Genomic DNA, 26,497 nt, shown 5'->3' with positions numbered 1-26,497 from the left:
TTGCGACTATGATAATCGCCAGCGTAATGAAAGGTGGCCGAGGTTGTTTTCATCGGTTTATGGGGTCGTACCGGTACGCGCCAGCAGGATATAACGTGTAACCGTTTCTGTTTGAAGGACATCACATGCACTTGGGGTATTTGGGCATTTCTGTACGGGGTATTTCCATCGCTGCAATGGTTTCAGTCACGCTGGCAGCCAGTGCCGCACAGGTTCCCCCGGCGTTGAACTGGCCGCCACACAGACTATCGTGCGGCACATCAAAGATGAACCCGCCTCACTGGACCCGGCCAAAGCCGTGGGCTTACCGGAAATTCAGGTTATTCGGGATTTATTTGAGGGGCTGGTGAATCAGGATGCGCAGGGCAATCCGATGCCTGGCGTGGCCGAGCGCTGGCAAAGCAGTGATAACCGGACTTTTATTTTTACCTTGCGCGCCGATGCCCGCTGGTCAAACGGAGAGCCGGTAACCGCGGGAGACTTTGTTTATAGCTGGCGCAGGCTGGTTAACCCGCAAACTACGTCACCGTTTAGTGGTTTTGCCCGTCTGGCGGGGATTGTCAATGCCGATGAGATTCTGGCGGGAAAATTACCGGTAGATAAACTCGGTGTGGTGGCGGTTGATGACCATACGCTCAAAGTGCAGCTCAGTAATCCGGTGCCGTATTTCATCAACCTGATGGCAAATTTCAGTTTGTATCCGGTACATCAGGCCACGGTTGAAAAATTTGGTAATGACTGGACCAGGCCCGGTAATTTGGTGGGTAATGGCGCTTTTGTACTGCGTGAACGGGTGGTCAATGAGAAACTGGTGCTGACGTCCAACGCTTACTATTGGGATCATGCCAATACCCGCCTGACGCAGGTGACGTTTGTGCCGATTAATCAGGAATCTCACGCTACCAACCGCTATCTTGCGGATGATATTGATATTACAGAGTCATTCCCGAAGAACCAGTACCAGAAGTTGCTGAAAAAACTGCCCGGTCAGGTGTTTACACCAAACCAGCTTGGCACCTATTACTACGCCTTCAACACCCAGCGCGCGCCGACCAGTGATGTGCGGGTACGCAAGGCGCTCTCCTATGCGATTGACCGTACCATCATTGCTGACAAAGTGCTGGGAACCGGGGAGAAACCGGCCTATCGCTTTACCCCGGATGTGACGGCAGGCTTCCCGCCGATGCCTTCGCAACTGCAACAATACTCGCAGGCGGAGCTGGATGCCCAGGCCAAAGCGCTGATGGCCGCCGCCGGATATACCCCGGCAAAACCGCTAAAACTCACGCTGTTGTACAACACGCAAGAGGTGCATCAGAAAATCGCTATCGCCGTGGCATCGATGTGGAAAACCAAGCTTGGCGTAGATGTCCGGCTGGTCAATCAGGAGTGGAAAACCTACATCGACAGCCGTAATACCGGCAATTTTGATGTGATACGCGCATCGTGGATAGGAGATTACAATGAACCCTCAACGTTTTTGTCTCTGTTAACATCTGAACACAGTGGCAATATCGCCCGCTTTCACTCGCCAGATTATGACCGCGTGATGGCGGATACTCGTGGTCAAACTCATCCGAAGATACTGCGTGACGACTACCAGCGTGCCGAGCAAATTCTGGCCGAGCAGGTGCCCATTGCGCCTATCTATCAATACACCAACGGGCGGTTGATCAAACCTTGGGTCAAAGGCTATCCGATAACCAACCCGGAAGATGTGGCTTACAGCCATACACTGTATATCCTGAAGCATTAAGTGCATTAACGCTGGCGGCTATTCTGATTGCATGCATAAACGCAGGCAGTAAGATGGCCGCAGCCAATCTAGCAGGAGAAACGGTGTGAGTGTGATGGAAGGGGGGGCAGTCCGCCATACTGGCGCGGTTTTTGCGTGTCAGTTAGATGGAAAAGGTGGCATTACGCCGCTTTCTGGCAACACGTTGACGGCAACCGCCGATACACCGGCCTGGTTGCATCTGGACTCAACGCAACCGGCCAGTGAACGCTGGCTGCACGAAACCACTTTATTGCCTGATAGCGCGCGCAATGCGCTTTCCGGTGAGAGCGCCCGGCCACGCGTGGTGCGTTTAGGCGAAGGCACGCTGGTGACGCTGCGCAGCATTAATTACAACCCCGATGCCCGGCCAGATGAGTTGGTTGCCATTCGGGTGTTCATTACCGAGCGGTTGATAGTCTCTACCCGGCGGCGCAAAGTGGCGGCGATTGATGAAGTGATGAGTGACCTGAAAGAGGGTAACGGCCCGGCAGACAGCGGTGACTGGATGGTGGCTATCGCAGAGGCGCTGACCGATCACACCAGTGAGTTTATTGATGAACTGCACGAGAAAATAATCGACCTTGAAGACGCCTTGCTGGAGCAGCGCATTCCACCGCGCGGCGAGCTGGCGCTAATTCGCAAGCAACTGATTGTACTGCGCCGTTATATGACGCCGCAGCGTGACATCTTCTCACGCTTGTCCGGCGAGAAATTTAGCTGGATGCGAGATGATGACCGCAGGCGCATGCAGGAAATAGCCGAACGGCTGGGGCGCGGGCTGGAAGATTTGGATGCCAGCATCGCCCGCACGACCGTCATTGCCGATGAAATCACCACGTTAATGGCGGATGCCATGAACCGCCGTACCTATACCATGTCACTGCTGGCGATGATTTTCTTGCCGACCACTTTTTTAACCGGGCTATTTGGCGTGAATCTGGGCGGGATGCCAGGGGCAAACAGCGGCGTGGGGTTTACCGTGTTTTGCCTGTTGTTATTATTGCTGGCAAGCGGAGTTGCCTGGTGGTTAAAACGCAGTAAATGGTTGTGAGGTTTGCATCGTAATTACTGTCTGAGTTGTCACACAATTGCCCGTGTAGCGAAAAACCGCTGCCGATATTGAGCAACATCAACATTTTTGGTCTACGCCTGCGGCACTATCCTTTCCGCAGGTGAATGCAACGTCAAGCGATGGGCGTTGCGCTCCATATTGTCTTACTTCCTTTTTTGAATTACTGCATAGCACAATTAATTCACACCATGCCGACTTCGTTGTCGGCTTTTTTTTGCCTGTTATTTAACCAGTTCCTGACTTGTCGCGCCGAGCTTGTACGGTTGCATGCACTCGCATCAGCCGCCTTGCCGTTGCCTTTTCGCTGACGGGCACGGTAATACTGGCGGCAGGCACCGCCAGTATGCTGCTGTAATGGCCGTTAGCGGATTTCCACCACGTCCAGGCGCTCCAGTGGCCGGGTGTCATCATCGTCATCAGCTTGCCAGCCAACCGGTTGCAGCGGGATCTCTTCGCGATCAAACGCCAAATCGCCGCCGTCTACTACCTCGCTGCCCTGACGGATGGCTTTAAAATCAAATAATCCGGTATCAGACAGGTGTGACGGCACCACATTTTGCATCGCGCTAAACATGGTTTCGATGCGTCCTGGGTAGCGTTTATCCCAGTCGCGCAGCATGTCTTTAATCACCTGGCGTTGCAGGTTCGGTTGCGAACCGCACAGATTACACGGGATTATCGGGAACTGGCGCGCCTCGGCAAAGCGCTCGATATCTTTTTCCCGGCAATACGCCAGCGGGCGGATAACGATGTGCTTACCATCATCGCTCATCAGTTTGGGGGGCATCCCTTTGAGTTTGCCGCCGTAGAACATGTTGAGAAACAGGGTTTGCAAAATGTCATCGCGGTGATGGCCAAGAGCGATTTTGGTGGCACCGAGTTCGGTGGCGGTGCGGTACAGAATGCCACGGCGCAGGCGAGAGCACAGCGAACAGGTGGTTTTCCCAGCGGGGATTTTCTCTTTAACGATGCCGTAGGTGTTTTCTTCGACAATCTTGTATTCCACGCCGATGCCATCGAGATACTGCGGCAGCACATGCTCGGGAAAGCCAGGCTGTTTCTGGTCAAGGTTGACGGCCACCAGCGAGAAATTCACCGGTGCGCTCTGTTGCAGGTTACGCAAAATCTCCAGCATGGTGTAACTGTCTTTGCCGCCAGACAGGCACACCATAATGCGATCGCCTTCTTCAATCATAGTGAAATCGGCAATCGCTTCACCCACGTTGCGGCGCAGGCGTTTTTGTAATTTGTTGAGATTGTATTGCTGCTTAGGTGTAACGGATTGATTTTCTGACATTTTATCCTGTATCTATATCTTAAAAGGGCACTAAAGGGGCAAAACCCATTTTAAACTTAGAGCCGTTGATTCAACATGTTGACCTGATCCCCGCTCATCTCCTCAATCCATCTACCATAGATCTCGAATACCATCTGAGCGTTTTCGTGGCCCATTTGGTTCGCGATGAACGAGGGATTTGCACCGGCTGACAGCAACCAACATGCGTAAGTATGTCGTGTATGGTACGGATTACGGCGTCGAATGCCAGATAGTTTTACGGCGGCGTTCCATGACTGTCCAATAGACGAAAGTGAGTAGTTTTTCTCTTTCCCTTTTTGTTTGCGAGGCTGGAAAACGAAAATGAGGTTCTGTGTTTCAGTTAGACCATATTCCCTGTGATGGTAGATGATTTTTTGCTGCTGCCGATACCCGGTAATGTCTTTTTGCGCGGACAGTGCCTCGATAGCATGACTTAATAGTGAAATTGTGCGAACGCCGGCCCGTGTTTTGGGAGGGCCAAAGTGTCCCAGGGTGGTTAGGTTGCGAGATACATGAATAACGCCCGCGTCCAAATCAATATCTTCCCATGCCAAAGCGCACAATTCACCATGCCTCATTCCCGTGTATACTGCTAATTGCCACAAATTTCTCGCCTGCCCAGACAAGTGACTGATTAACTGCTCAAACTCATGCTTGAGTAAAGGATCTGGGCGTGGTCGGCTTTTCTGTAATTTTTTTATTCCTTCGAATGGTCTTCCCGTAATAAGATCTGAGCGGTAGGCAAATCGCAGTAGGGAGCACAGGAGCGAAATATAATTGTCAACTGTCCGAACGGTTCGGCCTTGTTTATTGCTACGAACGGATTCACTGTAGTATGTCTCGCCATGCAGAAGTTGATAGCGATATGCTAAAATATCGTTTTGGTTGATGCTATTTATTTTAGTATCTGTGCCGATAATCTTTAGCAAGGTATTTATTTGTGAGCCAGTTTTACGCAACGTGTTGGCTGTTAGTTCAATTTCCCTAACTTTGAGCCAAACGTTAGCCAGTTCACCAAAAGTGGATATTTTTCTTGTATCGCAGTCTTTTAATTTTTTTGAATTTGGAAATCTCTTTTGATAATCGAATTCCCCTAAATTTATTTCGCTTACCACTATATTACGCAAGCTTCCGGCCTTTTTTATATTTGCGGGTGTGTTAGACCAGCCGATTAGCACTTCTCTGCATCGCTCACCGTGATACATAAACCAAATGCAGATACTTCCGCTTCTTATTTCAACGCCAGTAGGAAGTTTTGACATGTATGCTCCTTGGTTATGCCTCTTGGATAAGCTGATTTATTGCAGGGTGGTTGTACCATGTGATACCGCGCTGTGTTTTTTCGCCTGAAGGGGATACCCGCTTAAAATGAACGCCCTCGATCCAACATCCCTGGCGGTATCGTTCAATCTGACGCTCATCGAGACCCGTCAGATCTTTTAGTGCATCCTCAACAATCCATTCATGGTTAAAAACAATATTATTTTTGGTCATTGGTCAGTCCTCGGAAAAAGGGCATGCCAAAGACACGCCCTTATTTTGGTCGTTTTATTTGAGTAAGGAAGGGGCTGTGGTTAGTAGAAAATCCAGTTTTCTGTTTCGGCATTATGGCCGAGATTGTATTCAATTTGCGCGGATGAAAAATCCAGCTTTGCCATTTCTTCAACGACTGTGGTGATAATGGCAATGTCCTGCTTTAGCCGCATTAGATGATATCTCTTCCGGCGCAGCAGACTTTCTAGCGCTAATTGCTGTGATGGGAAAGCAAAAGATCGCTCTGCTGATCTTGCAACTTTCTTGATCGCGTATCGCATATATTTCTTTTTCCATCCGTCGAGCCATCGCGCCTTATCCCGATCGATATCGTAATCCTTAGCCCAGTGAGCAGGGCATAGAAAGGCATAGCTATTAGTCTGGTGGAAGGCAATATACTGCTCGGCGATAACTTCAATTCCCGCCGCTTGAACGGTTTCAAAATATCGCCAGTAGACAGGATATCCGTTATGTTCTGTTTTCGATTCTGGGAACGGAACTGACCATGATTGAGGCATGTGTTTCTCCTAAGTTTAGGTAATAAAAAAATCCGCTGATTAGGCAGATCGGTTATTCGCCGTCATTAGTATATTCGAGCCGGTCTATTAAACCTCCCGAGCCTTTAACATGGCATCAGCCATTTCATAACTGTTGTCAGCCCAGCGGTTCATCATATCTTCCATCTCTTCTGGTGCTATCTGCGAAAGCCAGGCTTGCATTGCCTTTGCTGCAAAGTAATCGCGTAACGTCATGCCGGTGAACTGGTAAAGGTAGTTATCTCCAGTCTGATGCATGCCTGCTTGCATACTGATTGGGTTAAATTGTGTTTCAACAGGAAACGCTGGCCCACCTCCTTTTGGCATCATAAATCACCACTCATTTTTATTGTTTGGATCATGTTATTCAGCCCTCCATGAATGGCCGACGATTTCAAAATTATCTCTGCACGGATTATCCAATTTCATGCTGTTACACTGAGCGAATTCAACATCGACGAAACCAGAGATATCCTCTTCGGCTGCTGAAGCTGGAATGTCTAATTCCAGGGTAACGATTATTGTCTTTGTTAAATCGGTCACTCCTTTTCTCCTTTGATAAAACAAACCCAATGCGTATTGCTGCGCTTACCGGATAAGTGGCCAAACGCTGGTTTTTGGTCAGTCAGTGCCAGCACTTCACGGATAGGGATTTGCGTTTCATTCCACTTAAACACCAACACGCCGAGCGGCCGCAGTACCCGGAACGCTTCAGCGAATCCAGTGCGCAGGTCATCACGCCATGTATCCCTGTTCAATGCGCCGTACTTTTTGCGCAGCCAGCCATTCTCTCCGGCGCGTAGCAGATGGGGCGGGTCAAAAACGACCAAAGCAAATTGCGCATTGTTGAAGGGGAGGGCGCGGAAGTCGGCGACAATATCGGGATTTATCTCCAGGCTGCGGCCATCGCAAAGGGTGTGCTGCTCCCGGCGAATGTCTGTGAATACTGCCCGGGCATCGTGGCTATCAAACCAGAACATCCTTGATCCGCAGCACATATCAAGAATAGGGCGTTGGGGTGACATAGACATTTACGGCTCCCAGCAATCAATTTCAGCATCAATGCTGTCGTCAATCTCTTCGATGGTGATCTCGCCAGTCAGAAAGTGGAGCGCCTCTTTGGTGTAGCGCTCACGGTTTTCATCAAAATAACGAGAAAACTCTGGTGTCCAGCCGTATGGATTACCTTGCCCGGCAAAATCGGCCTTGGCGTTGTTTTCTGCCATTTCAGCAACCAGGCAATCAGCGGTGATTTTTCCATTCTCCCGCGCAAACGGCTTGATGTCAGCTTTACACCAGTAAGGGGAAATCTTTGAGTCACCCCATGGTTTCAGGCGAATGCGCCAGCGCCGCTGGCAACGTTTTATCAGGGATTTACTCATCGTTTTCGCTCCATGCCGGCATGATGGTATCAACGGGCAGGCACTGGTATTCAGTGGGCAATTTCTGCGCCCTGATATCCGCCTCGCAATTTTTCCGATCTGGATATACCCAGCCCTGCGGCTCGTATTGGCACGGCTGGAATGTGTAACAGACAAAAAGAAATAGACCGAACAAAGCGGCCTCCTTCGGGTTTCATTGAATCAGGGGGGGATTTACCGCATCACGGTGAGGATGCGGTGATATTGGGATTAATAGTCATTGGGATAGTTGATGTCGTCCGCTTCGTCATCGAGCACCAGCAGGCTATCACCGTAATACAATGCACCTACCATTTTCTCGAAGGTGCTTCTGAACTGAACCGGCTTCTTACCCAGCGCATCGTTAAATTCGAGCTTACCGTTGAAAAGCGAATAAACAGGGCTCCCTTCGTGCATAACAGGATTGTTGTTGCGCCCATCTCGAACGGTCTTCTGATGAAAGCCCAGATAGACCTCGCACTGATGCGCTTTCTCTTTCTGCTCTTTGCTCTGGTAACGATAGGATCTTTCGGAAGCGGGTTCCTTTTCAAACCCGATGTAGAAAAAGCCGTCACGGTCGTCATTAACAACAACCTGCGGGCGTTCCCATCCCTCTTGCTCGGCTTCTTCCTGATACTGTTCAACATAGGCCCGCCACAGGTCAGATGCCTTGATGAACTTCGGCAACTGGTCTTGTTCGATGAAATCCTTCACCAGTTCCTGCATCTGCATTACCAGGCGTTCGCTAACTTCATTGGTCTTCCACTGCTCATCAAGGGCGCGAGCCAGCAGCAGGTTATAGCGCGGCAGGTCAGCGATTTCGGTGATGTTGCCGGGTAATGCCTCTTCGAGAGCCTTCTTCACCGCATCGGGAAATCTCCCCCAGCGGAACGTATCTTCAATGGTTTTTTCATACAGCGCCCGGACGTGCTTATGGATCATGTCACGGAACTCTTCAGATGCTTCAAACTGACGGCAGTGATCATTGATAGCCATCGCCAGACTGGTTGCGTTAACGGAGGGTGCTGCTTCTGTAATATGGGTCATGGGTCAGTCCTCAAATAAAAAAACCGCATAGCGCGGTCAAATGTTGTCAGGCGGATTAAGCCTTTCTGGTAAGTGGGGTATTTGCCGTTTCAATACTGCCGTTTTTCATAAGTTCAGCCATAAGTAGTCATATTCAATGGCAAACTTCGCAACCAGCAGGCCCAGAGCAAAACCGATGGCAAACCCGGCATCAAACGCCCCTGCAATAGAAAAAAACCGTTTCATTCAAAACTCCTTTCCCAGCCGCCCCAAGATCACCGATTTGGATGGCAATGGCAGTTGATGGGCTCGTTGCCATTGCTTGCGTTGTGTTTGGGTTTTTTGGGCCAGCAATTTGCGAACATCACCAACAGGAATGCCGGTATCTTTGGCTATCATGTTTTCATTGATGCCTAGCCGGTGAAGCTGGTACACCGCCAGCATAATGGTTGATGAGTAGTAGCGGCGCGCACCGATGCGTGGCATGGGGGAGGGCATCCGGGTGAACGTATTACCGGTATAGATTGGCTTGGGCTCAGGTTTATACGGTTCGCCCAGTCGAATTGATGACCGCGCCCGCATGCGATGAATAATGACGTTCAGCCAGTTGCAGCGATCGTCTTCCGGTTTATAGAGGACGCCTAAATGCAATTCTTCCATATCAGGCGGCCTCGCTGCGTTTTTGTGCCTGTTCCCAATCCTTCACCAACCCCATGCATTTGGCGTGCACCTGGCGCGCGGTGGCGAGCCCGAACCCTTTCACCTTATCGGCCAGCATTTCCGGTGTGCGGCGCACAATGTCGAATAACGAATAGATGCCAGCGGCGCTGAGGAGATCCAGATACTGCTCTTTCAGTGGCAGCGTGCCGGATAGCACTGATTCGGCCCATTCAGCGCGGCGCACCAGGTGAGGGTGGGTTTCTTCCAGTAGCTCGCGGATGCGTGCTGTGACGGCTTCATTTAGCCCTTCCGGCCAGGCATCCTTGAAACTCTCAATAATGGGATACATCGGGACAGCCCAATCTGTTACAGACACGATCATGCAAATGCCGATGGTGCTACGGATTTCCAGGTGCCAGTCGATACCATTCAGGATTGTTACGTCATATTCAGGGGAGCGGAGCTCCAGCCCCCACTGGAAGGTGTAGAAATAAAACCGCACGCCATTGCTGGCCTGCCAGTAGCGTGGCGCCACGTCGCCGTCGGCACGCCGTAACCGCGCCTGAACATCGACCAGATGCCGGTTTAGCTCGTCGTTGAGTTGCACCATGCCTGAGAGCCGACTTGTCTTGTCGGCCAGTTCTTTTTTTAGTCGGCGGATTTCCGTCAACTGCTGGTCACGCAGTTTCCGGCTGTCGGCCAGCTCCTCTTTAAGGCGCACAAGTTGCGATTTCATGCGCTCTGGATTGAGCGATTTCAACTGATTCCGCTCGTTTGCCAGCATGGCATTATCGGTAAGCGCCAGCTTGTACCTGGCGGTGATGCTGTCACGTTCAGCCATCGCTTCAGCGGCACTCAGTTCAGCGGTTTCGATGCGTTCCTGAATCTGCTTCAGCGCCAACTCTTTGGTGGTTAAGGCGCTACCTGTAGTCTCCAGTCGATCAAGCAAAGCGTTGTATTCGTCAGTCTCCTGGTTGATTTGCTCAATACACAGGGCCTGTGCTTGATTCAGCAGAATTGCGGCGCTCTCTATAGAACGCTGCGCCATGCCGGTGGTTTGGGATGTCGCCAGATCAAGCTGCGCCCGAACAGGGCGCAGGGATGACTCCAACACGTCGGCGACGGTTGTTGTGGTTGTCATAAATAATTTCCTGATGTGATTAGTTGGCGTTAGCCTGAACTGACTGGATGTGTTGCAGCAATGCAGTGCAGATGCGTGAAAAATCGCGCTCGTGATACAGTTTTGCGGATTTGTCCGTAGCGGCATGCATGATGCCAAGACGCGCCAGACCATCAACAGTCAGAGAGACTGGTGCCAGACGGTCGTTGATTTGCCCCAGACGCAACGCAGGTGTTTCATCCGGCTCAATCTGCTTGCTGCTGCTCATTGCTATGCGACACGGTGCCGACGGCGCCATGATTGTCGTGCTTTCCGTTTCGCTGGGGGCTCTTTCTGCTGGCGTTGTTCTGCTTCCAGTCGCGCCGCTTCCTCTCGGCGGATGCGCTCACGTTCCGCTTCCAGTCGGGCTTCTTCCGCTTTTTTGTGTGCATCAATGCGCGCCGTTACCGCCAATTTGAAGTCATCAAATGGCTTGGCAACCAGTTGTTGCAGGTCAGCCAGTAGCGCGCGATAGTCGGCGGCGTTGGTATCCAGCCATGCCAGCTTCGTGCGCAGGTCGGCGGCCTGTTGGTCAGCCGCGATTTTGCCATTCGCCAGTGCGGTGTCTAGCTTGTCCTGAATGCTGGTCATGGTTTTCAGTCCCTTTATCGCACCTGCAAAATCCGGCACAACGATATCAAGGCGGACACCGCTAATTTCGCGCTGTAGTTCAGTGACGTGATCGGCAAATGCCTGACGTGCCGCGACGACTTTCTCCGTGCGCCGGCGTTCTTTCTCACTGGCCAGCAGTTTCTCGGCCATAAGCCGATTGTCGCGCACCAGCCTGGACAGCATATCTTTCTGGCGTTTTGCCTCATCAACACGCTGAATTTGCGCGAGCATCATAGATTCTGCTGCATTCAGTGTTTCCTCTGCCTTTTTCATAGCCTTGATTTGCAAATCAAGATCGGCAAAGTCCTGATCGGTCTGTGGCTCTCTGATCAATTTGTTTTCGATGAAATCGCGCAGAGCCACTTCGAAAATCGTGAAGTTTTCGCGCACCTCAATCTGGCCGTTAACTTGTACCGTCACCGCAGGCAGATCTTGCACCGCCTCGGCCACAACAGTCGGAGCCGGGGTGGGTAACGTGTATTCAGCCAGATCGCGATCGAACTGAGCCCAGCCAGCCCGAATGCGCTCGAACCAATTAGCATCAGGCAGCACTTCCATCCAGACCAGGCGCTCGGGTGTGCCATCAGATACCGTAAAAATGACGCGCTGTGCGCCCGTAACCAGCATGATTTGCTGGCACTGCGGCATGTGGTCGTCGGGGAGCACATTGTTAGACACAGAAGCAGCCAAATCGGTATTCCACTGCTTGTGCTCAAACGCAGTGTCTTCAAGCAATGTCAGGCCGTCGCACGATGCCGATAATTTCCCGCCTCCATCTTCGTCAGAGCAGGTGACAGGATAGAGGTCATCACCAATGATTTTCTCAACCAGCGGGCGGGCAAGTGCCTCAACCTCATGCCCGTAATCAAGAATATTTTTCTTTACCCAGTCGGTGAATGCTTTAGGCGTCCCGGTGTGTTTAATGCGCAGCAACTCAGATCGTGCGACTTTTTTTGACAGCCCCAGCATGGCGGCTGCTTCGCTGGCGCCGTGGTGAGTTAGGCGGAAGGCCGCCCACTCATCAGTGCCCTGGACAAGGTGGTGAATTTTCATTGCCGATCGCTCCCATTGTTTACCCAAGAGGCAATCTCCATGCGCTGCGCGTCGGTGAGTTGCTCTTTTGTCTGAATCATGGCGATCAGGTCATCGGCCGCTTTGCCACCGTCAATGGCCTTGCGCCATCCCGCTTTTTTCTTCTCGAAAGCGGCATCACTGCATATGGGAAGGGCGTTCGCGGAAGAGGTGGTTGAATGAGCCTGTTCAGCTTTATTTTCCATGACGCTTTTCCATGAGGCTTCACCGTCACGAATTGCGCCATAGATACCACGCAGGTTAACCAACTCTGAGGGCGAGCAAGTATCAATGCTGTGGCCTAAAAATTCAGTCAGCTCTGACGCTTTAACGCCGATTTCTGCGAAGGCATCGGCGATACGCTTGCGCTCGGTGTCGGGGTCGCGTGCCGCTTCATCTAATCGGATAGCCTTGATGATGGACTCTGCTTCATCTTGCAGATCGCCAGGGATGATTCGCAGCCCTAGGGTGCGAATGGCTTTTGAGATTTGCGCCGATCGCTTGTTCAGCAGGTCGTCATCGGTGGCGGGAACGGTGTAGACGTTTTTATTGTAGCTATTCTTACGCACGCTAATGTAACTGCCGTCATCGCAGGGCTTTGACCGTTCAACTGTTTTGGTTACGCGCACATCCAATGGATAGGTCAGATTGGATTCCAGGTCGGTCACAGAGACGCGGTGTATCTCTTTGTGGTCATCCTCAAAAATCATACTGGTTTCTACCAATACGTTCGTCATGCAGCGCAGTGCTACCTCAACGAATCGGATGCCCAAACCTTCAACGCCGTTGCCGATGGGTTTACGGTAATACGCGCTTTTGTTGTTGGCAAAGCTGGGGCGTCGGCATTCCTTCAACAGGTCTTGGCGTACTTGATCCCACTGGCGTGGGCGGCGAAGTGCCATGATGTAGCGGGCTTCAACCATCGCCTTCGCTTGTGCTGCCACCGCAGTGGCAGATGTTTCTGGCGCTGCCAGGGTATTGCTGACGCCGCCAAAATCCTGACGTACAGTCAGTGCTTGAGAATCAGTGAAAGTCATGGTCAGTCCTTAATTACAGAATCAATGACAGGGCGGAAAACGCGGCGAGTACGATGATCAAAGGGAACATCACACCGTTCTTCTGCTGCGGGTGGTGGTGAATATTGTGGCTACCGATACCGTGCCGGTATTGGATGTGTTTAACGTAGCGGGTGGTCATGGTATTCTCCTTGCGATCGGATTGGTCTCCGATCAACTGCTGATGACCCTTGTGGTCATTGGTCAGTCCTTAAGGGTTGTGCGGTTTGGTCGCTGCACAACCGGGATAGCCCCGGCGTCAGCTGGGGCTTTTCTCTTTTCAGGCGACAATACTCAGCCCGGATAACTCCATTGCTCGCTCGATCATGGTGACGCGACGGAATATCTCTTCCTGCACATCGAGCAGATAGTTTTCTGTCTGAGGTAATTCGACCATCGCACCAATGGGACGGTCATCGGTGCCAGCGATGTGGCAGCGATTTTTCAGTAATACCTTCATATCACCGATAAGCCGTGCGTTGCGGTGCATATTGGTGATGCGTTCGGTCAGGATTTGCTGTTCTTCCGGGCTTTGCTCCAGCCTGCTCTCGTATTCCTCCAATATTTCTTCAATCATGCGTTGATGGTTGTAATCGTTCATCAGTGCCTCCTTGTAAGTGGCCTCACTCATGCGCCCGCCGGAGCGGACGCAGGGGGAAAAGCTGCTTATTTCTTGTCTTCGTTGATGCGCTGATAGGGGAAGCGATCAGTGTGGGGCTTGATGTTCTTGTAGAAGTGGGAGCCGACAGAATCCGCATCTTTGAATGCGGCGAAATCGTCGGCACTCACATTGCTGTAGTGGTACAGGCTGCCCGGCACGTTATTGCGCCCATTGAAACGAATGGCCAGAGTGCTGGTGGCTGGGTCGTGGCCGATGCTGTGGATCTGGGATGATTTAACGGGGGTCATGTTAATGGTCATTAGTGAGTCCTCTTAGTTTGCGTACATAGTTCATGCAGTAGGTCGGGCTGCATGTTTTCCATTCGTTTTTGTGTTGCATTCTCTGGCTGGGTGGGTAATACGCAACTGTTCCTTGCGGTGTGCGGAATATCAGCGTGTTATTCCCTTCCTCCAGCTCTATGCCGTTTCGGATAAAAAACGCTTTAATGCGTTTATGTGCGCCATCACGGGCTTTACGGCGGTTTTCTTTTAGAAATGGCTTGATATCCCTGAAGTAGTCACCAACATCACCCATCTGCTTTACCCTTGAATTTGGTGCCGCAGAATGGGCAAAAATTGATGGCGATTTTTGTGTCACCATTCGTGCAACGTTGTTCGAGATCGCCATTTTTCTTACGCTTGCGGTAGCGGAAGCGGTAAGAAAGCATGACGCCACAGTAATCACCTTTTTCGAGGATGATTACCCTGTTATCGAAGTCAGATTCATCCACTTCGGCACAATCGCTTGCTGCTGCATCGCGCAATCTTTTATCCATTGCCTTCTTGGTTTCTTGAAAACACTTACAGGCCATTGTCCGCTCCCGATTTGTTCAGTTTTTCCGTTAACTCCGCGATACATTCCTGCGCTGCGCGCTTATAAGCTGCGCCTGCACTACCGCTGCCGTACTTCTCGGTGACACGGTTCTCAAACACATCGAGCGGGCCGAAAAAGCAGCCTGCGGCAATGTTGAAGTTGCCCTGCGTCCAGACCGCGAAGATCGTGCGATTGCTGTAGCCGCAGTTTTTGCGCCAGGAGATATTCTGGATGTGCTCAACATCCAGATAGAGAGATTCGCAGGTAAGGTTATCGGGCAGCGCGGTAATCTGCGTGCCGCTCAAGTCCAGCCCGCCGCCGACGGTAAGGCTATCGGGCAGCGCGGTAATCTGCGTGCCGCTCAAGCGCAGCCAGCTGCCGACGGTAAGGTTATCGGGCAGCGCGGTAATCTGCGTGCCGCTCAAGTCCAGCCAGCTGCCGACGGTAAGGTTATCGGGCAGCGCGGTAATCTGCGTGCCGCTCAAGTCCAGCCAGCTGCCGACGGTAAGGTTATCGGGCAGCGCGGTAATCTGCGTGCCGCTCAAGTCCAGCCCGCTGCCGACGGTAAGGTTATCGGGCAGCGCGGTAATCTGCGTGCCGCTCAAGTCCAGCCCGCCGCCGACGGTAAGGTTATCGGGCAGTGCGGTAATCTGCGTGCCGCTCAAGTCCAGCCCGCCGCCGACGGTAAGGTTATCGGGCAGTGCGGTAATCTGCGTGCCGCTCAAGTCCAGCCAGCTGCCGACGGTAAGGTTATCGGGCAGCGCGGTAATCTGCGTGCCGCTCAAGTCCAGCCCGCTGCCGACGGTAAGGCTATCGGGCAGCGCGGTAATCTGCGTGCCGCTCAAGTCCAGCCAGCTGCCGACGGTAAGGTTATCGGGCAGCGCGGTAATCTCTCGACACCCCTCTAAATCAAGGTGATAAGGGATAGTTACAGAACCGTTAGCATTAACGATGTGTTTAATACCGCGTCTTTTTAGAAGAGAAACGAAGTCAGTCATTGAAATTTTACCTTTTTTCAAGCAATAAAAAGGCCACCCGAAGGTGGCCGGTGTGTTGCCCTGGTGAGGCGTAAAACTCGCTTTTCAGGCGAAAAAAAAGCCCACCGAAGTGAGCTTGATTTAGGTATTTAGTAAACCCCGTGAGGGATGGTGCTACATCCGCGCATTTTCTGGCGACCAATGGCCGTGTAGCCGGTATGTCGTTCAGGATTTTCACTGCTTTCGAGCGCTTTCTTCGGCGCAGGGCAAACCTGCATCTTTTTGCAGCACTCGGCGAGTAGAATAGCCTTGCCCACACGATCGCTTTTGCGTTTGGCGATACGTTGGATTTTTTCCATGCACTGCCTGGTCATGGCGGTGCGACGTTTTTTACGTGGTTTGGTCATTGGTCAGTCCTTAAGGGTTGTGCGGTTTGCTTTGGGGTGTGGTGGCCGGTACTGATATCCGACTCAGGGCTGCGCGCCGCTTTTCATAGCAGATGCCAGTTGCTGCACCCTAGGGGGTCTACCAGCCCGGTTGTTTCCATTCGCCGCGCATCAGCCTGCGCATTCACCACACCCCAAAAAAAACCAGCCACACTCCGCAGTGGCCGCGCCCATGCCCTTGGGTCAGTCATCGCGGTTCGTCTCTGCTCCCCGCTTGCTATAACCAGTACGTGATTGGCCGCCACGTTGCGTACCGGTGCTTCTTTTCTTATTAACCCTCACCAGATGCAAAGCTGGCTCCCTCTGGGGACTCGGAGCGACATCATTACTGTCACATTGGCACAACTTGCCGCAGTCTATCTGCGTTACTACTTCATTTTTGCTATCCTCCTTTGTGTCGGTAACTCACATGTTTAGCCGTAGCCGTCGCACCGGTACATGCAGACCGTTGGTGTGTGCGACTTAACCTGACTGTTAAAGAGCGTATCCGGTTGGGATATGGAGTAGTTTATTGAATACTTAACTTTAGTCAAGTGTATGCTTTTTGATAAACTGAAAATTTCAAATATCATTTTGTTTTTAAATGAAAATTATTCTATGAGCGATATGTGAAATTCATCGAATCTGCGATAAAGAGGGGGGCACCAGCTCGATGAGTGGGCGATAAAAACTATTGAGTAGAGGTATAACAAAGAGGGATTGGGTGCGTTGCAGGAGAGGCTTACCGCAACGAGTTGATCAGTCAGTTCCTTTGATGGATATGGGCCTTGGCAGAAATATCCGGCCTGGCATTAAGAGTTATCCATACAATTTTTACACCATAATGTAAAACCATCAGCCCGGTTCCCATTTTTATAAAAGCTTGTTTTCATTTTTCTTTTTTTACATTTAGGGCAATACTTCATATGTTGAGTATTGCGTGGCGCGCTCAAACATTCATCACACCAGGTTGTATAACCCCCCTCGTGCTTGCTGGATTTCCTGAATTTATCATAGGCAAGATTTCTGCTGCATCGTGGGCAAACTTTCTTACCTGCATTCGCAGATGATTCTGCGCTGACATTATCTGTTGTTACAGGGCGTTGGGTAATGGGTTTTGATGCTGGACGCATAGGGTGAGTGATTGTAATTTTAGGTGCGGCCACTTCCTTCTCCTCTTTCATCTTGCGAGCGAACTCGTCTTCGAGCTGGCTGAGTGTTGAGCGTTTTTCTGTGCTGACCTCAGTAATGGTAGGGATTGGGGCTAATGGGGCTGCTTTCCCATACGGCGCGGCATACTCAGTATGCTCATGTTTGATCGTCTGGGTGCGTTCAATACGGATTTCCCCCGTACTGGTTTTAATAGTGTTGGTTTGCCGAATAACGGTTTCGTCTGTGATTTTGGTCTTTTTTTTGTTTACCAGATAGATAACCGCAGCTGCAATCCCTATTACGATCCAAAAATCCATAATTGATAACCTATTACTTGGTTTGCCTGTCCTTCCTGGTCGTGTTATCCGGGCAATTTAAACTCAGGCAAATCGACGATATTCTACGGTCTGGCCTATCAGCACTTGTGCGACAATGTGGAATTGATCTTCGTCGCCCGCCTCGATAAACCATGGTTTGTATTTTTCGTTATCAGATAGCACGGCCAATTTGTCTTTCATCATTTGCAGCCGCTTGACGTGCAGGGTATTTCCGAACACGAAAACGTAAACTCCGTCACCGTTAAATGCATTAACCGACACATCGACAAATGCCTGGTCGCCGGGATTGATGGTTCCAGCCATGCTATCGCCTGAGATAGTTATCATCTTGATAACCTCAGATATACGACCTCCAAATAACTGGCGTGCTTGCTCTGTCGTGAATTCAACTGCGGTGATGGTTTCGATATAGTCACCGGTGACAATGACACCGGGGCCTGCACTAGCCCTAATATCCATGACATCCACACGATAATGTTCTACAGAATCGCCTGATTTTGATACGTAAGATTTTGACAGCTCCATGTCTAAATAACCGGATGGCATCGCGTAATCACGCTCCAGCCTTCTGGCCGCTTTTTCGCCAAAAGACGCCTTCCCACTTAAAAGCTGGGATATAAAACTTTTCTCTTTTTCGGGGATCGCTCTCTCCGAAAACCATTCTTTGAGGCGAGCACGCCTGATCTCTTTGATATCCATAAAGACATTTTGATTAGTATTCATTAAACAAGCAAACTCTTGACTTTGGTTTAGTGATAACTAAACTCGGCTCTAAACAAAGAAGAGGTTTCCTTCCATGGAGTTAAAAACATACATCAAAAATTTGGAGCGAGGTGGTGCTAAAAAACTGGCAGCCACGCTCGGTATTTCACAATCGCATTTGTCGCAAATTGCCTCTGGGCGCTGTCCGATATCACCAGAACGATGTGTTGATATCGAGGTGGCGACAGCAAAATGCGTGAGCAGACAAGATTTACGCCCCCATGACTGGAGCAGGATATGGCCCGAGTTAATATCTCAATAAACCTGGTTCTGACCAAACCAGAAAAACAGTAACGTTAAGGACTGACCAATGACCACAATACATCGACCTGCCGGTGATACGGCAGGGGCTGCGATCGCGTCCGGTGTTCGCAAGGAATTGCTTTCACGCAAAAAAGTGGGCAAGGCTGGCTTGCCGTTCCACGACGTGCGCGAAGACCAGATCAAAACCCGCTGGACGGAGAGCGAGGCTGCCACCATCAAAAGCGTGGCGGGTGCCATGTCGTCCAATCCTGCCGTTGAAACCAATACCGCAGCGATCCGGGGCTTTCTGGCGATGTTCGCCGAATCACCAGACATGCTCACTCATGTTCACCGCGAACTGATTGCCGCCGGTTTGCCAATCCCCGATTGGTTGCCGCCGTTGCCGGAGAGGGCGCCACGATGAAGCAATCCTACGAAACCCAAATCAGCACCACACAAAGCGTGGATCTTGTCGCCAGCATCGTTGGCGGCAAGCTGGATATCGCCGGGGAAGAAACCCGGCGTCTGGCCATCACAGGGGCTTTGTCTCACGTGACGCGCGCGTTTTATTCGCGTCAGGTGGTGACAGTTGAGTTGAAACGAACGCGGCGGTGAATCATGGAAATAACCAAACCCCTTAATCGCCGCTACCGGGATAAAAACGGCGTGATTGTGCATGTCACAGGGTATGAGCCTGCAACCCAGCGGGTGATTTTCACTCGCCCCGGATATGAGCATCCATGCGCCCGCCCGCTGTGGCAGGTGCAGAAGTATTTCACGAGGCTTGATGTATGAGTAGCAAGCTGCGTTGGCTATTCGTGGATGTATTTCATCCGCAAGATCTAGAGGGACGCCATGAGCAGAATCTTCAACATCGTCAGTGAATTGACGGGGCAACGTAATAGCATCGTTATCCCTAGGCCACTATTGCGGTTCTTTTCGCTCAAGGGCGAACAGCAAGCGGCACAACTGGCTATGGTGCTTGGGCAGTTAATTTACTGGTCTGGTAAATCCAAGCTGGCGGATGGCTGGTTTTACAAAGAGCACGCCAAATTAGGTGAAGAACTTGAGCTTAGTGCACGGCAGGTTCAACGCATTGTGGAAAAGCTGGAGCTTCACATGCCTGGCGTTCTGACAACTGGTACTCACCAGTTACCGAGTGGCAAGACAGTCAAGCACTACCATCTGGATGGTGAGGCACTGATAGGGTTGATTTTCCCTGAGCAAAAAACCATCGATAAACCGGACGAAAACCCACCGACATTGCCGGTTGGGAATTCCGAAGATGGAAATCCGGGAATTCCGAAGATGGAACTGGGCGATTCCGAAGTCGGAATTCCCTATCTCTATGCAGTTAATTACATACAAAGAGATGATCTAACGATCATCTCTAAATATTCGTCTCAGCGTTTTTCGCAAGCGAATGAGGCGACGAAAGCGAAAGCCGATAAGTTTATCTCGCACCACCCAGACGCGGTGATCTTCACGCCAGCAGGGAAAGCATGGGGAACATTCGAAGATGTCAAAGCCGCCGTCTGGATGTACGAAAAAATTCTGACCTTGGACGCTTCAGCGAAAACGCCCAACTGGCCAGAATGGGCTAACACCATCCGCCTGATGCGGCAACAGGACGGGCTTACACACCGGGAAATCTGTGAAGCCTTCCGCTGGGCAAATACGCATGAGTTTTGGCAAAGCAACATCCTCAGCCCCGCAAAGCTGCGGGTGAAATGGGGTGCGCTGAAAATCCAACGTACAAACCAGATCGGTAAGCAACACCGTGAAGAGCTGGATTGGGACAGCACTGATTGGGCTGACGGGCTGGGGGGGCTGATATGAAAGGGATTCAGTCAATCCAACGCCATATCGGTAATCGCAACGGCGCAGCGCTGGCGGCTATGTCGGCACCGCAGCAAAACGCAATCTGCTTTGAACCGGATGCCAATGTACGTCAGCTATTCAACAGCCTGTTTCAGCAACTGCGGGTGATCTTTCCGGCGGTGAACGCGCATATCAAGACGCAAGCCGAACTGGACGAATTGCGCCAGCAGTGGACGCGAGCATTTGCCGAGAACGGTATCAACAGCCCAGCGCTGATCCAGATGGGATTACGGCGAGCGCGCCTGAGTGAAAGCCCATTTCTTCCATCACCAGGCCTGTTTATCGCTTGGTGTCGTGAAGGTGGCTCTCAGCTCGCCGGCCTGCCGGATGTCGATGCGGTGATGGAGGAATTTCAGCGCTATAGCGCCCAACGCGGATTCTACGCCACACCAGAATGCTTCCCTTGGTCGGCGCCGATCATGTTTTGGCTGGTGACGGATATGCGCCGTGTAATGTTGCAGTACAACCACACGACAGGTGAGATGCGCAAAGTGGCAGAACGCCTGCTAAAGCAATGGGAAAAGAAAGTCATGGCGGGGCAGCCAATCCCAGCCCCGAAGACGCAACTTGACGACTTACGACGTCCGCCAACCATAGGGGCCGAGCTGGGCATCGCCACGGCAGAAACTGATGTGAGGGGGCAGGAATTTCTAAATGCGATCCGGGCGCGTTACCCCCGGAGAAACACAACGACCAATGAGGACTGACCAATGACCATGATTTTCAAGAATGCGCTGATTTATCGCCTGACCCGCGATATCGCATTCGATGATCTGAACGACAAACTGGCTGTTTTTACCTTTGCGCCATGTGGCAGCCAGGACAGAGCGAAAACCGGCTGGATATCGCCGCTGGGAGTGGGCTATAGCGAATTAATCCACCAGGCTAACGGGCAGATCCTCCTCACGTTGCAGCGTGAAGAAAAAATCCTGCCTGCGCCAGTGATTGCGCGTGAGCTGGCAGCGAAAATCGACAGTATGGAAACCGTGCAACAGCGTCGCCTGAAAAAAACCGAGAAAGATGCGTTGAAGGATGAAGTTATCCAAACGCTCCTGCCGCGTGCGTTCAGTAAATACCATACCACCCAAATCTGGATTAACGCAGGGGCCGGGTTAATCATCGTTGATGCGGCCAGCGCCAAAAAAGCCGAAGACGCGCTGGCACTGCTGCGCAAGACGCTGGGATCATTGCCTGTTGTGCCCTTGATGCTGGAAACCCCCATTGAGTTGACACTGACGGAGTGGGTACGCTCCGGTGCTGCGCCTGCTGGCTTCGCCTTGCAGGACGAAGCCGAGCTAAAAGCGGTGCTGGAGGACGGCGGTATTCTGCGCAGTAAGCATCAGGATTTGGTCACAGATGAAATCGCCGGGCATATCGAAGCGGGCAAGGTGGTGACTAAGCTGGCACTGGACTGGCAGGAGCGGATCAACTTTGTGCTGGGTGATGACGGTAGCCTGAAGAAACTGAAATTCTCCGATGTTTTACTCGAGCAGAACGACGATATCGACCGGGAAGATACGGCACAGCGATTTGACGCTGATTTCGTACTACTGACGGGGGAATTGTCGGCGCTGATCAACAGTTTGATTGATGCGCTGGGAGGGGAGGCTGACCGTGTGGCACCAGAGCCAGAAAACCACGATTTGCAAGATGATCGGCTTTACCCAGAGGCTGTTCAGTTTGTGCAATCTTCGTGCCGGGCGACAATATCCGGTCTCCAGCGCCATTTCCGCATCGGGTATAACCGTGCGGCGCGCTTGATTGAGGCGATGGAAAGCAAAGGTGTAGTCTCTGCGCCGACGCATGACGGCACACGGACAGTGATCGGGGAGGCGGTGCAATGAATACGCCTATCGTGATTGCCAATATCGCCATTCGTCGCGACACTGATGGCCGTTACAACTTGAATGATCTGCATCGTGCGTCTGGCGGAGAAAAGCGCCACGCCCCAAGCTACTGGCTGGCGAACAAGCAAACCATAGCGCTTATCGCCGAGCTGGAAACTACCGAGATTCCGGTAGTTAGGCTTGAGGGCCGCAACGGTGGCACCTTCGTGTGTCGAGAACTGGTTTATGCCTATGCCATGTGGATTAGCGCGTCATTCAACCTGAGGGTGATCCGCACTTTTGATGCGGCCGCTAATCCGAACCCGACGGCGGAGAATGTCCGTGAGCGAGTTCAGGCGGGGATCATGATCGTAGAGTCTGCCGCCCGAACACTAAACCTATCTAACAGCTCAAAGCTCGGTGCATATCAAAAACTACAATCCATTATCGGCATCAACCTGATGCCTAACTACGCCATTGATGCACCCAGTGACGCGGCGGACGGTTCCAGCCGGACAACAAAAGCGCTTACCGATTTGTTACGCCAGCACGGTTTCACCATGACGGCGGCGATCGCCTATCTGCGGCTTGAGGCGGCGGGAATTGTTGAACGTAAAACACGCTCCAGCACGGGCAAGAAAACCAAATCGTTCTGGTCGCTGACATCACAGGGGCTGCGTTACGGCAAAAATATGACCAGCCCGGCTAACCCGCGCGAGACACAGCCACACTTTTTCGAATCTCGGGCTGATGATCTGTTGGCAATCATTGCGGGGAGGGATGCGGCATGACTGATTTCTCCCAAACCGAGTACGTGCAGGCACTGAATGCTCAGAAAGCTGAAGATGCGCATTTACTGAAAGATGTAGGCGATCAATGGCGTACACCGGATACCCTTTTTTGGGGTATCAATGCCATGTTTGGCCCGCTGGTGCTTGACCTGTTCAGCGACGGGGAAAACTCGAAGTGTCCGGCGTATTACACGGCGGAGGATAACGCGCTGGTGCAGGACTGGTCAGCGCGTCTGGCTGAACTGAACGGCGCAGCGTTTGCTAACCCACCGTACAGCACAGCGAAAATGCATGAGGGTGAGTACATCACCGGTATGCGCCACGTTATGGCCCACACCGCCAAAATGCGGGAACGTGGCGGGCGCTATGTCTTTCTCATCAAATCAGCCACGTCTGAAGTCTGGTGGCCGGAGCACGCCGATCACGTTGCGTTCATTCGCGGGCGTATTGCGTTTGAGGTTCCCGCCTGGTTTAAGCCGAAAGACGATAAGCAAATTCCCAGTAGCGCAGGTTTTGGCGCAGCTATCGCGGTTTTTGATAAAGAATGGCGTGGCCCTTCAGTTAGCTACATTCAGCGGGAAAAACTGCTGGCGACGGGTGACGCGTTCTTGGCACAGATCCGGCGAGAAGCGGGGCGGTTAGTACCTCAGCAGTCGATCATCATTCCAGAGACAGAGAATACTGTCTGGCCATCGGAAGTTAATTTCCTCTTCGAGCAGATCCCGGCAGCGATCACGCTGCCTGCTGGCCTGCAAAACAAACTCCGCAGTCATATCAACCGCCTGAAACTCGAAGGCGTACCGGATTCGGCAATTATCACGACCGCAGAAACATTATCCGTAGCCATGGGAGCAGCAGCATGAAAAATAACAGGGAAATCGTCGTTGATAACTTTGCAGGTGGCGGCGGTGCTTCAACTGGCATTGAGCTTGCGATTGGTCGCAGCGTTGATATCGCGATTAATCACGATCCGAATGCGATTGCGATGCACGCCACGAATCACCCAGACACGCTGCATTACTGCGAATCGGTATTTGATGTTGACCCGGTGGCGGCGACGGCTGGTCGCCCGGTGGGGCTGGCGTGGTTTTCGCCTGACTGCACTCACTTTTCAAAAGCGCGCGGCAGTGCGCCCGTTAAAAAAGAAATTCGGGGACTGGCCTGGGTAGTTCTGCGCTGGGCGCTGGCCGTGCGCCCGCGTGTCATGATGCTTGAAAATGTGGCCGAATTTAAAACCTGGGGGCCCTTGCTTACTGACGCGGACGGCACACGTCAGCCAGACCCCGTGCGATCAGGGGAAACGTTCGCGGCATTCGTCGGCATGCTGTCTGATGGCGTAGCCGCAGATCACCCAGCGTTAGCAGAATGCTGTGAATTCCTTGGAATCACCATTGATAGCGAGCCTGCGCAACGGTTGGTGCGTGGGTTGGGGTATAACGTAGATCACCGCGAATTACGAGCTGACAATTACGGTACGCCGCAGCGTCGGAAGCGGTTTTTTATGGTGATTCGCTGCGATGGTCATCCTATCGTTTGGCCTAAACCTACCCACGGTGATCCGAAATCTCTGGAAGTACAAGCGGGGCAACTGAAACAGTGGCGGATGGCGGCGGACTGTATTGACTGGTCGATTATGTCCACATCAATATTTGAACGGAAAAAATCTTTAGCCACAAATACGTTACGCCGCGTAGCCAAGGGATTGTGGCGCCACGTTCTCACCAATGCCGAACCGTTCATTGTTGGAGCTGGTGGCCCTGAATATTCTGGTAAGCCAGTCGCTATCAATCAGCCTTTCGGCACTATTGCTACTGAAAATCACCGTGCGGTGGTAACGCCATTATTAACACCATTCATCAATGAGCACGCGAATGCGAGCAGTCAGCGTACAATGCCTATTGATGAGTCCATGCGGACGCTCTGTGCTCAAGTAAAAGGTGGCCATTTTTCCGTCGTGGCACCAACGATGATCCCACTGCGTGGAACGAATGAGCACCAACTTTTTGGGCATAGCATAGAGCGCCCATTATCAACAGTAACAGCCAGCGGTGCACACCATGCGCTGATTACCGCCAGCTTTGGAGAATTGTGCGGTACAGGTGCGCGGCGCTGGAGTGATGGTATTCGCTCGCTGAAAACACCACTGAACACGGTTACAGCCAGTGCTGCGCCGAGCGCACTGGCAATGGCGCTATTCGAGCAGGCAAACGGCGGATTCTACGACGGCGACGGACATGCGGCAGACACACCAGTATCTACGCTCACTGCCTCCGGCAGTAATCAACGGCTGGTGACAGCCTATGCGGTCAAGTACTACGGCACTGGAGATAGAGGGCAATCCGCTGACGAACCAATGCACACAATAACGACTAAAGACAGGATAGGGGTTGTTAGTGTGGTGACGGTTCCCGCTGACTGCCTATCGCCGGATCTTCGGGAAAAGGCGCGATGCTGTGCGGAACTACTGCATAAATTCCTTCCAGAGCATTTTTGTGAACTTGTCGAAATGGTGCTGATGGCATACTGCGGCACATGGTATGTACTAGTTGACATTACACTGCGTATGCTCCAACCGCAGGAATTGTATGCGGCCCAAGGGTTTCCTAGTTGGTATGTCATCGACATGGACTATCGCGGCGTGCGGCACACGAAAACAGCCCAAGTCGCACGCTGTGGTAATGCGGTGCCGCCGCAGTTTGCCGAAGCGCTGGTGCGTGCAAATCTGCCAGAAATGTGCGCCGAGCGTGAAGAGGTGGCCGCATGACAACCGCTACCCGCACCAAATCACCTAAGAAGCACAAAACCGAAGCGCTGGGCGTACTGCTGCCCGGCGGTGGTATCAAATACTGTACTGATCATGACCGCGACGTAATGAAAGGGGTGCCAATCGGCACCCCGATCTCGCTCACACCTATCGGCGACCGCCGCAGCATCAAGCATCACCGCAAATTCTGGGCTCTGCTGGATCTGGGGTTTTCGTATTGGGAGCCTGCGTGGTCGTTTGTCAGCGATCGGGAGAAATGGATAGCTCATGAGGTGTCTAAAGAAGTCGCTCAGGAGGCGGGTGATCCTTCTTTGTATGACAACGTTACGAGGATTATTGCTGAAAGAGTTCTGGAGCGGCTAACGGCACAGCTTAAGCGCCGTTTTGATCCCGAAGCAGTTAAAACCAAAGATGCCTACCTGAACCACGTGATGGTAAAGGCTGGATTTTACGACCTGGCACCGAATCCCGACGGCGGCACGCTGAAACAGCGCTGGAGTATCGCGTTTGTGAACATGGGGCAGGAGAAATTCGACAAGGTATATCGAGGTGTATTTGGTGTGATCTGGAATGAGACGTTGAACCAGTATTTTGCTGATGAAGCAGAAATGGAAAACGCCGTTAACCAGTTGATGAATTTTTGAG

General features: G+C 51.9%; 35 protein-coding genes and 2 pseudogenes. 14 read left to right on the top strand and 23 right to left on the bottom strand.

What is annotated here, in order from left to right:
• Positions 1–125: 125 nt before the first annotated feature.
• Positions 126–1,756 (top strand): annotated as a pseudogene (locus DAQ1742_RS12150) (ABC transporter substrate-binding protein).
• Positions 1,757–1,841: 85 nt separating this feature from the next.
• Positions 1,842–2,828, top strand: a complete 987-nt coding sequence (gene zntB / locus DAQ1742_RS12145; protein ID WP_067486706.1) for a zinc transporter ZntB — start codon at positions 1,842–1,844, stop codon at positions 2,826–2,828.
• 382 nt (positions 2,829–3,210) lie between these two features.
• Here zntB and ttcA read toward each other — a convergent pair whose 3' ends face one another.
• From ttcA to DAQ1742_RS12030, 23 genes are all read right to left on the bottom strand, one after another.
• The gene (ttcA, locus tag DAQ1742_RS12140; protein ID WP_035341384.1) at positions 3,211–4,146 is read right to left on the bottom strand and encodes a tRNA 2-thiocytidine(32) synthetase TtcA; all 936 of its coding nucleotides are present in this window, start codon (positions 4,144–4,146) and stop codon (positions 3,211–3,213) included.
• 56 nt (positions 4,147–4,202) lie between these two features.
• Entirely contained in the window at positions 4,203–5,429 is a 1,227-nt protein-coding gene (locus DAQ1742_RS12135) for an Arm DNA-binding domain-containing protein (protein ID WP_067486709.1), read from the bottom strand.
• A gap of 13 nt (positions 5,430–5,442) precedes the next feature.
• Positions 5,443–5,661, bottom strand: coding sequence for an excisionase family protein (xisR, locus tag DAQ1742_RS12130; RefSeq protein WP_067486712.1), 219 nt, complete (start codon positions 5,659–5,661; stop codon positions 5,443–5,445).
• An 80-nt stretch (positions 5,662–5,741) separates the two neighbouring features.
• Positions 5,742–6,218, bottom strand: a complete 477-nt coding sequence (locus DAQ1742_RS12125; RefSeq protein WP_067486715.1) for a hypothetical protein — start codon at positions 6,216–6,218, stop codon at positions 5,742–5,744.
• A gap of 87 nt (positions 6,219–6,305) precedes the next feature.
• A complete protein-coding gene (locus DAQ1742_RS12120; protein ID WP_067486718.1) occupies positions 6,306–6,566 on the bottom strand; it encodes a hypothetical protein in 261 nt (86 codons plus the stop codon).
• Positions 6,567–6,599: 33 nt separating this feature from the next.
• Positions 6,600–6,779 carry a hypothetical protein gene (locus tag DAQ1742_RS12115; protein WP_067486721.1) on the bottom strand — a complete coding sequence of 60 codons (180 nt, stop codon included), beginning with the start codon at positions 6,777–6,779 and terminating at the stop codon, positions 6,600–6,602.
• Positions 6,776–7,261: a class I SAM-dependent methyltransferase gene (locus tag DAQ1742_RS12110; protein ID WP_067487441.1), complete on the bottom strand. Its 486-nt coding sequence runs from the start codon at positions 7,259–7,261 to the stop codon at positions 6,776–6,778. The genes DAQ1742_RS12115 and DAQ1742_RS12110 overlap by 4 nt, the downstream gene beginning before the upstream one ends.
• A gap of 6 nt (positions 7,262–7,267) precedes the next feature.
• Positions 7,268–7,618: a hypothetical protein gene (locus DAQ1742_RS12105; protein ID WP_067486725.1), complete on the bottom strand. Its 351-nt coding sequence runs from the start codon at positions 7,616–7,618 to the stop codon at positions 7,268–7,270.
• 249 nt (positions 7,619–7,867) lie between these two features.
• The gene (locus tag DAQ1742_RS12100) at positions 7,868–8,683 is read right to left on the bottom strand and encodes a hypothetical protein (protein WP_067486731.1); all 816 of its coding nucleotides are present in this window, start codon (positions 8,681–8,683) and stop codon (positions 7,868–7,870) included.
• 225 nt (positions 8,684–8,908) lie between these two features.
• Positions 8,909–9,322: a hypothetical protein gene (locus DAQ1742_RS12095; protein ID WP_067486734.1), complete on the bottom strand. Its 414-nt coding sequence runs from the start codon at positions 9,320–9,322 to the stop codon at positions 8,909–8,911.
• Between the two features lies 1 nt (position 9,323).
• Positions 9,324–10,463 carry a hypothetical protein gene (locus DAQ1742_RS12090; RefSeq protein WP_067486737.1) on the bottom strand — a complete coding sequence of 380 codons (1,140 nt, stop codon included), beginning with the start codon at positions 10,461–10,463 and terminating at the stop codon, positions 9,324–9,326.
• A 19-nt stretch (positions 10,464–10,482) separates the two neighbouring features.
• Positions 10,483–10,710, bottom strand: coding sequence for a hypothetical protein (locus DAQ1742_RS12085; protein ID WP_180706134.1), 228 nt, complete (start codon positions 10,708–10,710; stop codon positions 10,483–10,485).
• 2 nt (positions 10,711–10,712) lie between these two features.
• A complete protein-coding gene (locus DAQ1742_RS12080) occupies positions 10,713–12,173 on the bottom strand; it encodes a YqaJ viral recombinase family protein (RefSeq protein ID WP_180706133.1) in 1,461 nt (486 codons plus the stop codon).
• Positions 12,143–13,201, bottom strand: coding sequence for a hypothetical protein (locus tag DAQ1742_RS12075; protein WP_067486743.1), 1,059 nt, complete (start codon positions 13,199–13,201; stop codon positions 12,143–12,145). The genes DAQ1742_RS12080 and DAQ1742_RS12075 overlap by 31 nt, the downstream gene beginning before the upstream one ends.
• Before the next feature lie 13 nt (positions 13,202–13,214).
• Positions 13,215–13,361 carry a hypothetical protein gene (locus DAQ1742_RS12070; RefSeq protein WP_158513810.1) on the bottom strand — a complete coding sequence of 49 codons (147 nt, stop codon included), beginning with the start codon at positions 13,359–13,361 and terminating at the stop codon, positions 13,215–13,217.
• Positions 13,362–13,499: 138 nt separating this feature from the next.
• Positions 13,500–13,820: a hypothetical protein gene (locus DAQ1742_RS12065; RefSeq protein WP_067486746.1), complete on the bottom strand. Its 321-nt coding sequence runs from the start codon at positions 13,818–13,820 to the stop codon at positions 13,500–13,502.
• A gap of 65 nt (positions 13,821–13,885) precedes the next feature.
• Entirely contained in the window at positions 13,886–14,128 is a 243-nt protein-coding gene (locus DAQ1742_RS12060; protein WP_232046478.1) for a KTSC domain-containing protein, read from the bottom strand.
• 1 nt (position 14,129) lies between these two features.
• On the bottom strand, positions 14,130–14,414 hold the full coding sequence (locus DAQ1742_RS12055; protein WP_067486751.1) for a hypothetical protein: 285 nt from the start codon (positions 14,412–14,414) through the stop codon (positions 14,130–14,132).
• Complete coding sequence (locus DAQ1742_RS12050) at positions 14,407–14,691, bottom strand: hypothetical protein (RefSeq protein ID WP_083961016.1); 285 nt, start codon at positions 14,689–14,691, stop codon at positions 14,407–14,409. The genes DAQ1742_RS12055 and DAQ1742_RS12050 overlap by 8 nt, the downstream gene beginning before the upstream one ends.
• Complete coding sequence (locus DAQ1742_RS12045) at positions 14,681–15,691, bottom strand: leucine-rich repeat domain-containing protein (RefSeq protein WP_180706132.1); 1,011 nt, start codon at positions 15,689–15,691, stop codon at positions 14,681–14,683. The genes DAQ1742_RS12050 and DAQ1742_RS12045 overlap by 11 nt, the downstream gene beginning before the upstream one ends.
• 128 nt (positions 15,692–15,819) lie before the next feature.
• Positions 15,820–16,077, bottom strand: a complete 258-nt coding sequence (locus tag DAQ1742_RS12040; protein WP_067486754.1) for a hypothetical protein — start codon at positions 16,075–16,077, stop codon at positions 15,820–15,822.
• A gap of 830 nt (positions 16,078–16,907) precedes the next feature.
• Complete coding sequence (locus DAQ1742_RS12035; protein ID WP_067486757.1) at positions 16,908–17,564, bottom strand: hypothetical protein; 657 nt, start codon at positions 17,562–17,564, stop codon at positions 16,908–16,910.
• Between the two features lie 63 nt (positions 17,565–17,627).
• A complete protein-coding gene (locus tag DAQ1742_RS12030) occupies positions 17,628–18,308 on the bottom strand; it encodes a S24 family peptidase (RefSeq protein ID WP_232046476.1) in 681 nt (226 codons plus the stop codon).
• Positions 18,309–18,381: 73 nt separating this feature from the next.
• Between DAQ1742_RS12030 and DAQ1742_RS12025 the strand changes: the two genes are divergently transcribed.
• The 12 genes and pseudogenes from DAQ1742_RS12025 (at position 18,382) to DAQ1742_RS11975 (ending at position 26,496) form a co-directional block, all read left to right on the top strand.
• Positions 18,382–18,609: a transcriptional regulator gene (locus DAQ1742_RS12025; RefSeq protein WP_074384639.1), complete on the top strand. Its 228-nt coding sequence runs from the start codon at positions 18,382–18,384 to the stop codon at positions 18,607–18,609.
• A 48-nt stretch (positions 18,610–18,657) separates the two neighbouring features.
• Positions 18,658–19,014 carry a hypothetical protein gene (locus DAQ1742_RS12020; RefSeq protein WP_067486760.1) on the top strand — a complete coding sequence of 119 codons (357 nt, stop codon included), beginning with the start codon at positions 18,658–18,660 and terminating at the stop codon, positions 19,012–19,014.
• Positions 19,011–19,205: a hypothetical protein gene (locus DAQ1742_RS12015; protein WP_067486763.1), complete on the top strand. Its 195-nt coding sequence runs from the start codon at positions 19,011–19,013 to the stop codon at positions 19,203–19,205. Before DAQ1742_RS12020 ends, DAQ1742_RS12015 begins: the two co-directional genes overlap by 4 nt.
• Before the next feature lie 3 nt (positions 19,206–19,208).
• Positions 19,209–19,385 (top strand): DUF4222 domain-containing protein, encoded by a 177-nt coding sequence (locus DAQ1742_RS12010; RefSeq protein ID WP_074384640.1) that lies wholly within the window; start codon positions 19,209–19,211, stop codon positions 19,383–19,385.
• Positions 19,386–19,445: 60 nt separating this feature from the next.
• Complete coding sequence (locus DAQ1742_RS12005; RefSeq protein ID WP_067486766.1) at positions 19,446–20,429, top strand: hypothetical protein; 984 nt, start codon at positions 19,446–19,448, stop codon at positions 20,427–20,429.
• On the top strand, positions 20,426–21,178 hold the full coding sequence (locus tag DAQ1742_RS12000) for a replication protein P (RefSeq protein ID WP_067486769.1): 753 nt from the start codon (positions 20,426–20,428) through the stop codon (positions 21,176–21,178). Before DAQ1742_RS12005 ends, DAQ1742_RS12000 begins: the two co-directional genes overlap by 4 nt.
• Before the next feature lie 9 nt (positions 21,179–21,187).
• Positions 21,188–22,081, top strand: a pseudogene (rdgC, locus tag DAQ1742_RS11995) (recombination-associated protein RdgC); the annotation flags it as partial.
• 6 nt (positions 22,082–22,087) lie between these two features.
• Positions 22,088–22,315, top strand: coding sequence for a DNA translocase FtsK (locus DAQ1742_RS20615; RefSeq protein ID WP_269472550.1), 228 nt, complete (start codon positions 22,088–22,090; stop codon positions 22,313–22,315).
• Positions 22,312–23,088, top strand: a complete 777-nt coding sequence (locus tag DAQ1742_RS11990; protein WP_067486773.1) for a KilA-N domain-containing protein — start codon at positions 22,312–22,314, stop codon at positions 23,086–23,088. The genes DAQ1742_RS20615 and DAQ1742_RS11990 overlap by 4 nt, the downstream gene beginning before the upstream one ends.
• The gene (locus DAQ1742_RS11985; protein ID WP_067486777.1) at positions 23,085–23,951 is read left to right on the top strand and encodes a phage N-6-adenine-methyltransferase; all 867 of its coding nucleotides are present in this window, start codon (positions 23,085–23,087) and stop codon (positions 23,949–23,951) included. The genes DAQ1742_RS11990 and DAQ1742_RS11985 overlap by 4 nt, the downstream gene beginning before the upstream one ends.
• Positions 23,948–25,852, top strand: a complete 1,905-nt coding sequence (locus DAQ1742_RS11980; RefSeq protein WP_067486780.1) for a DNA cytosine methyltransferase — start codon at positions 23,948–23,950, stop codon at positions 25,850–25,852. The genes DAQ1742_RS11985 and DAQ1742_RS11980 overlap by 4 nt, the downstream gene beginning before the upstream one ends.
• Positions 25,849–26,496 carry a DUF1367 family protein gene (locus DAQ1742_RS11975; RefSeq protein ID WP_067486783.1) on the top strand — a complete coding sequence of 216 codons (648 nt, stop codon included), beginning with the start codon at positions 25,849–25,851 and terminating at the stop codon, positions 26,494–26,496. The genes DAQ1742_RS11980 and DAQ1742_RS11975 overlap by 4 nt, the downstream gene beginning before the upstream one ends.
• Position 26,497 lies beyond the last annotated feature (1 nt).

It is taken from the genome of Dickeya aquatica, from assembly GCF_900095885.1.
GTDB lineage: Bacteria > Pseudomonadota > Gammaproteobacteria > Enterobacterales > Enterobacteriaceae > Dickeya > Dickeya aquatica.
Note: the sequence above shows the minus strand (reverse complement) of the source record. Positions and strands in the feature narration are given on the sequence as shown.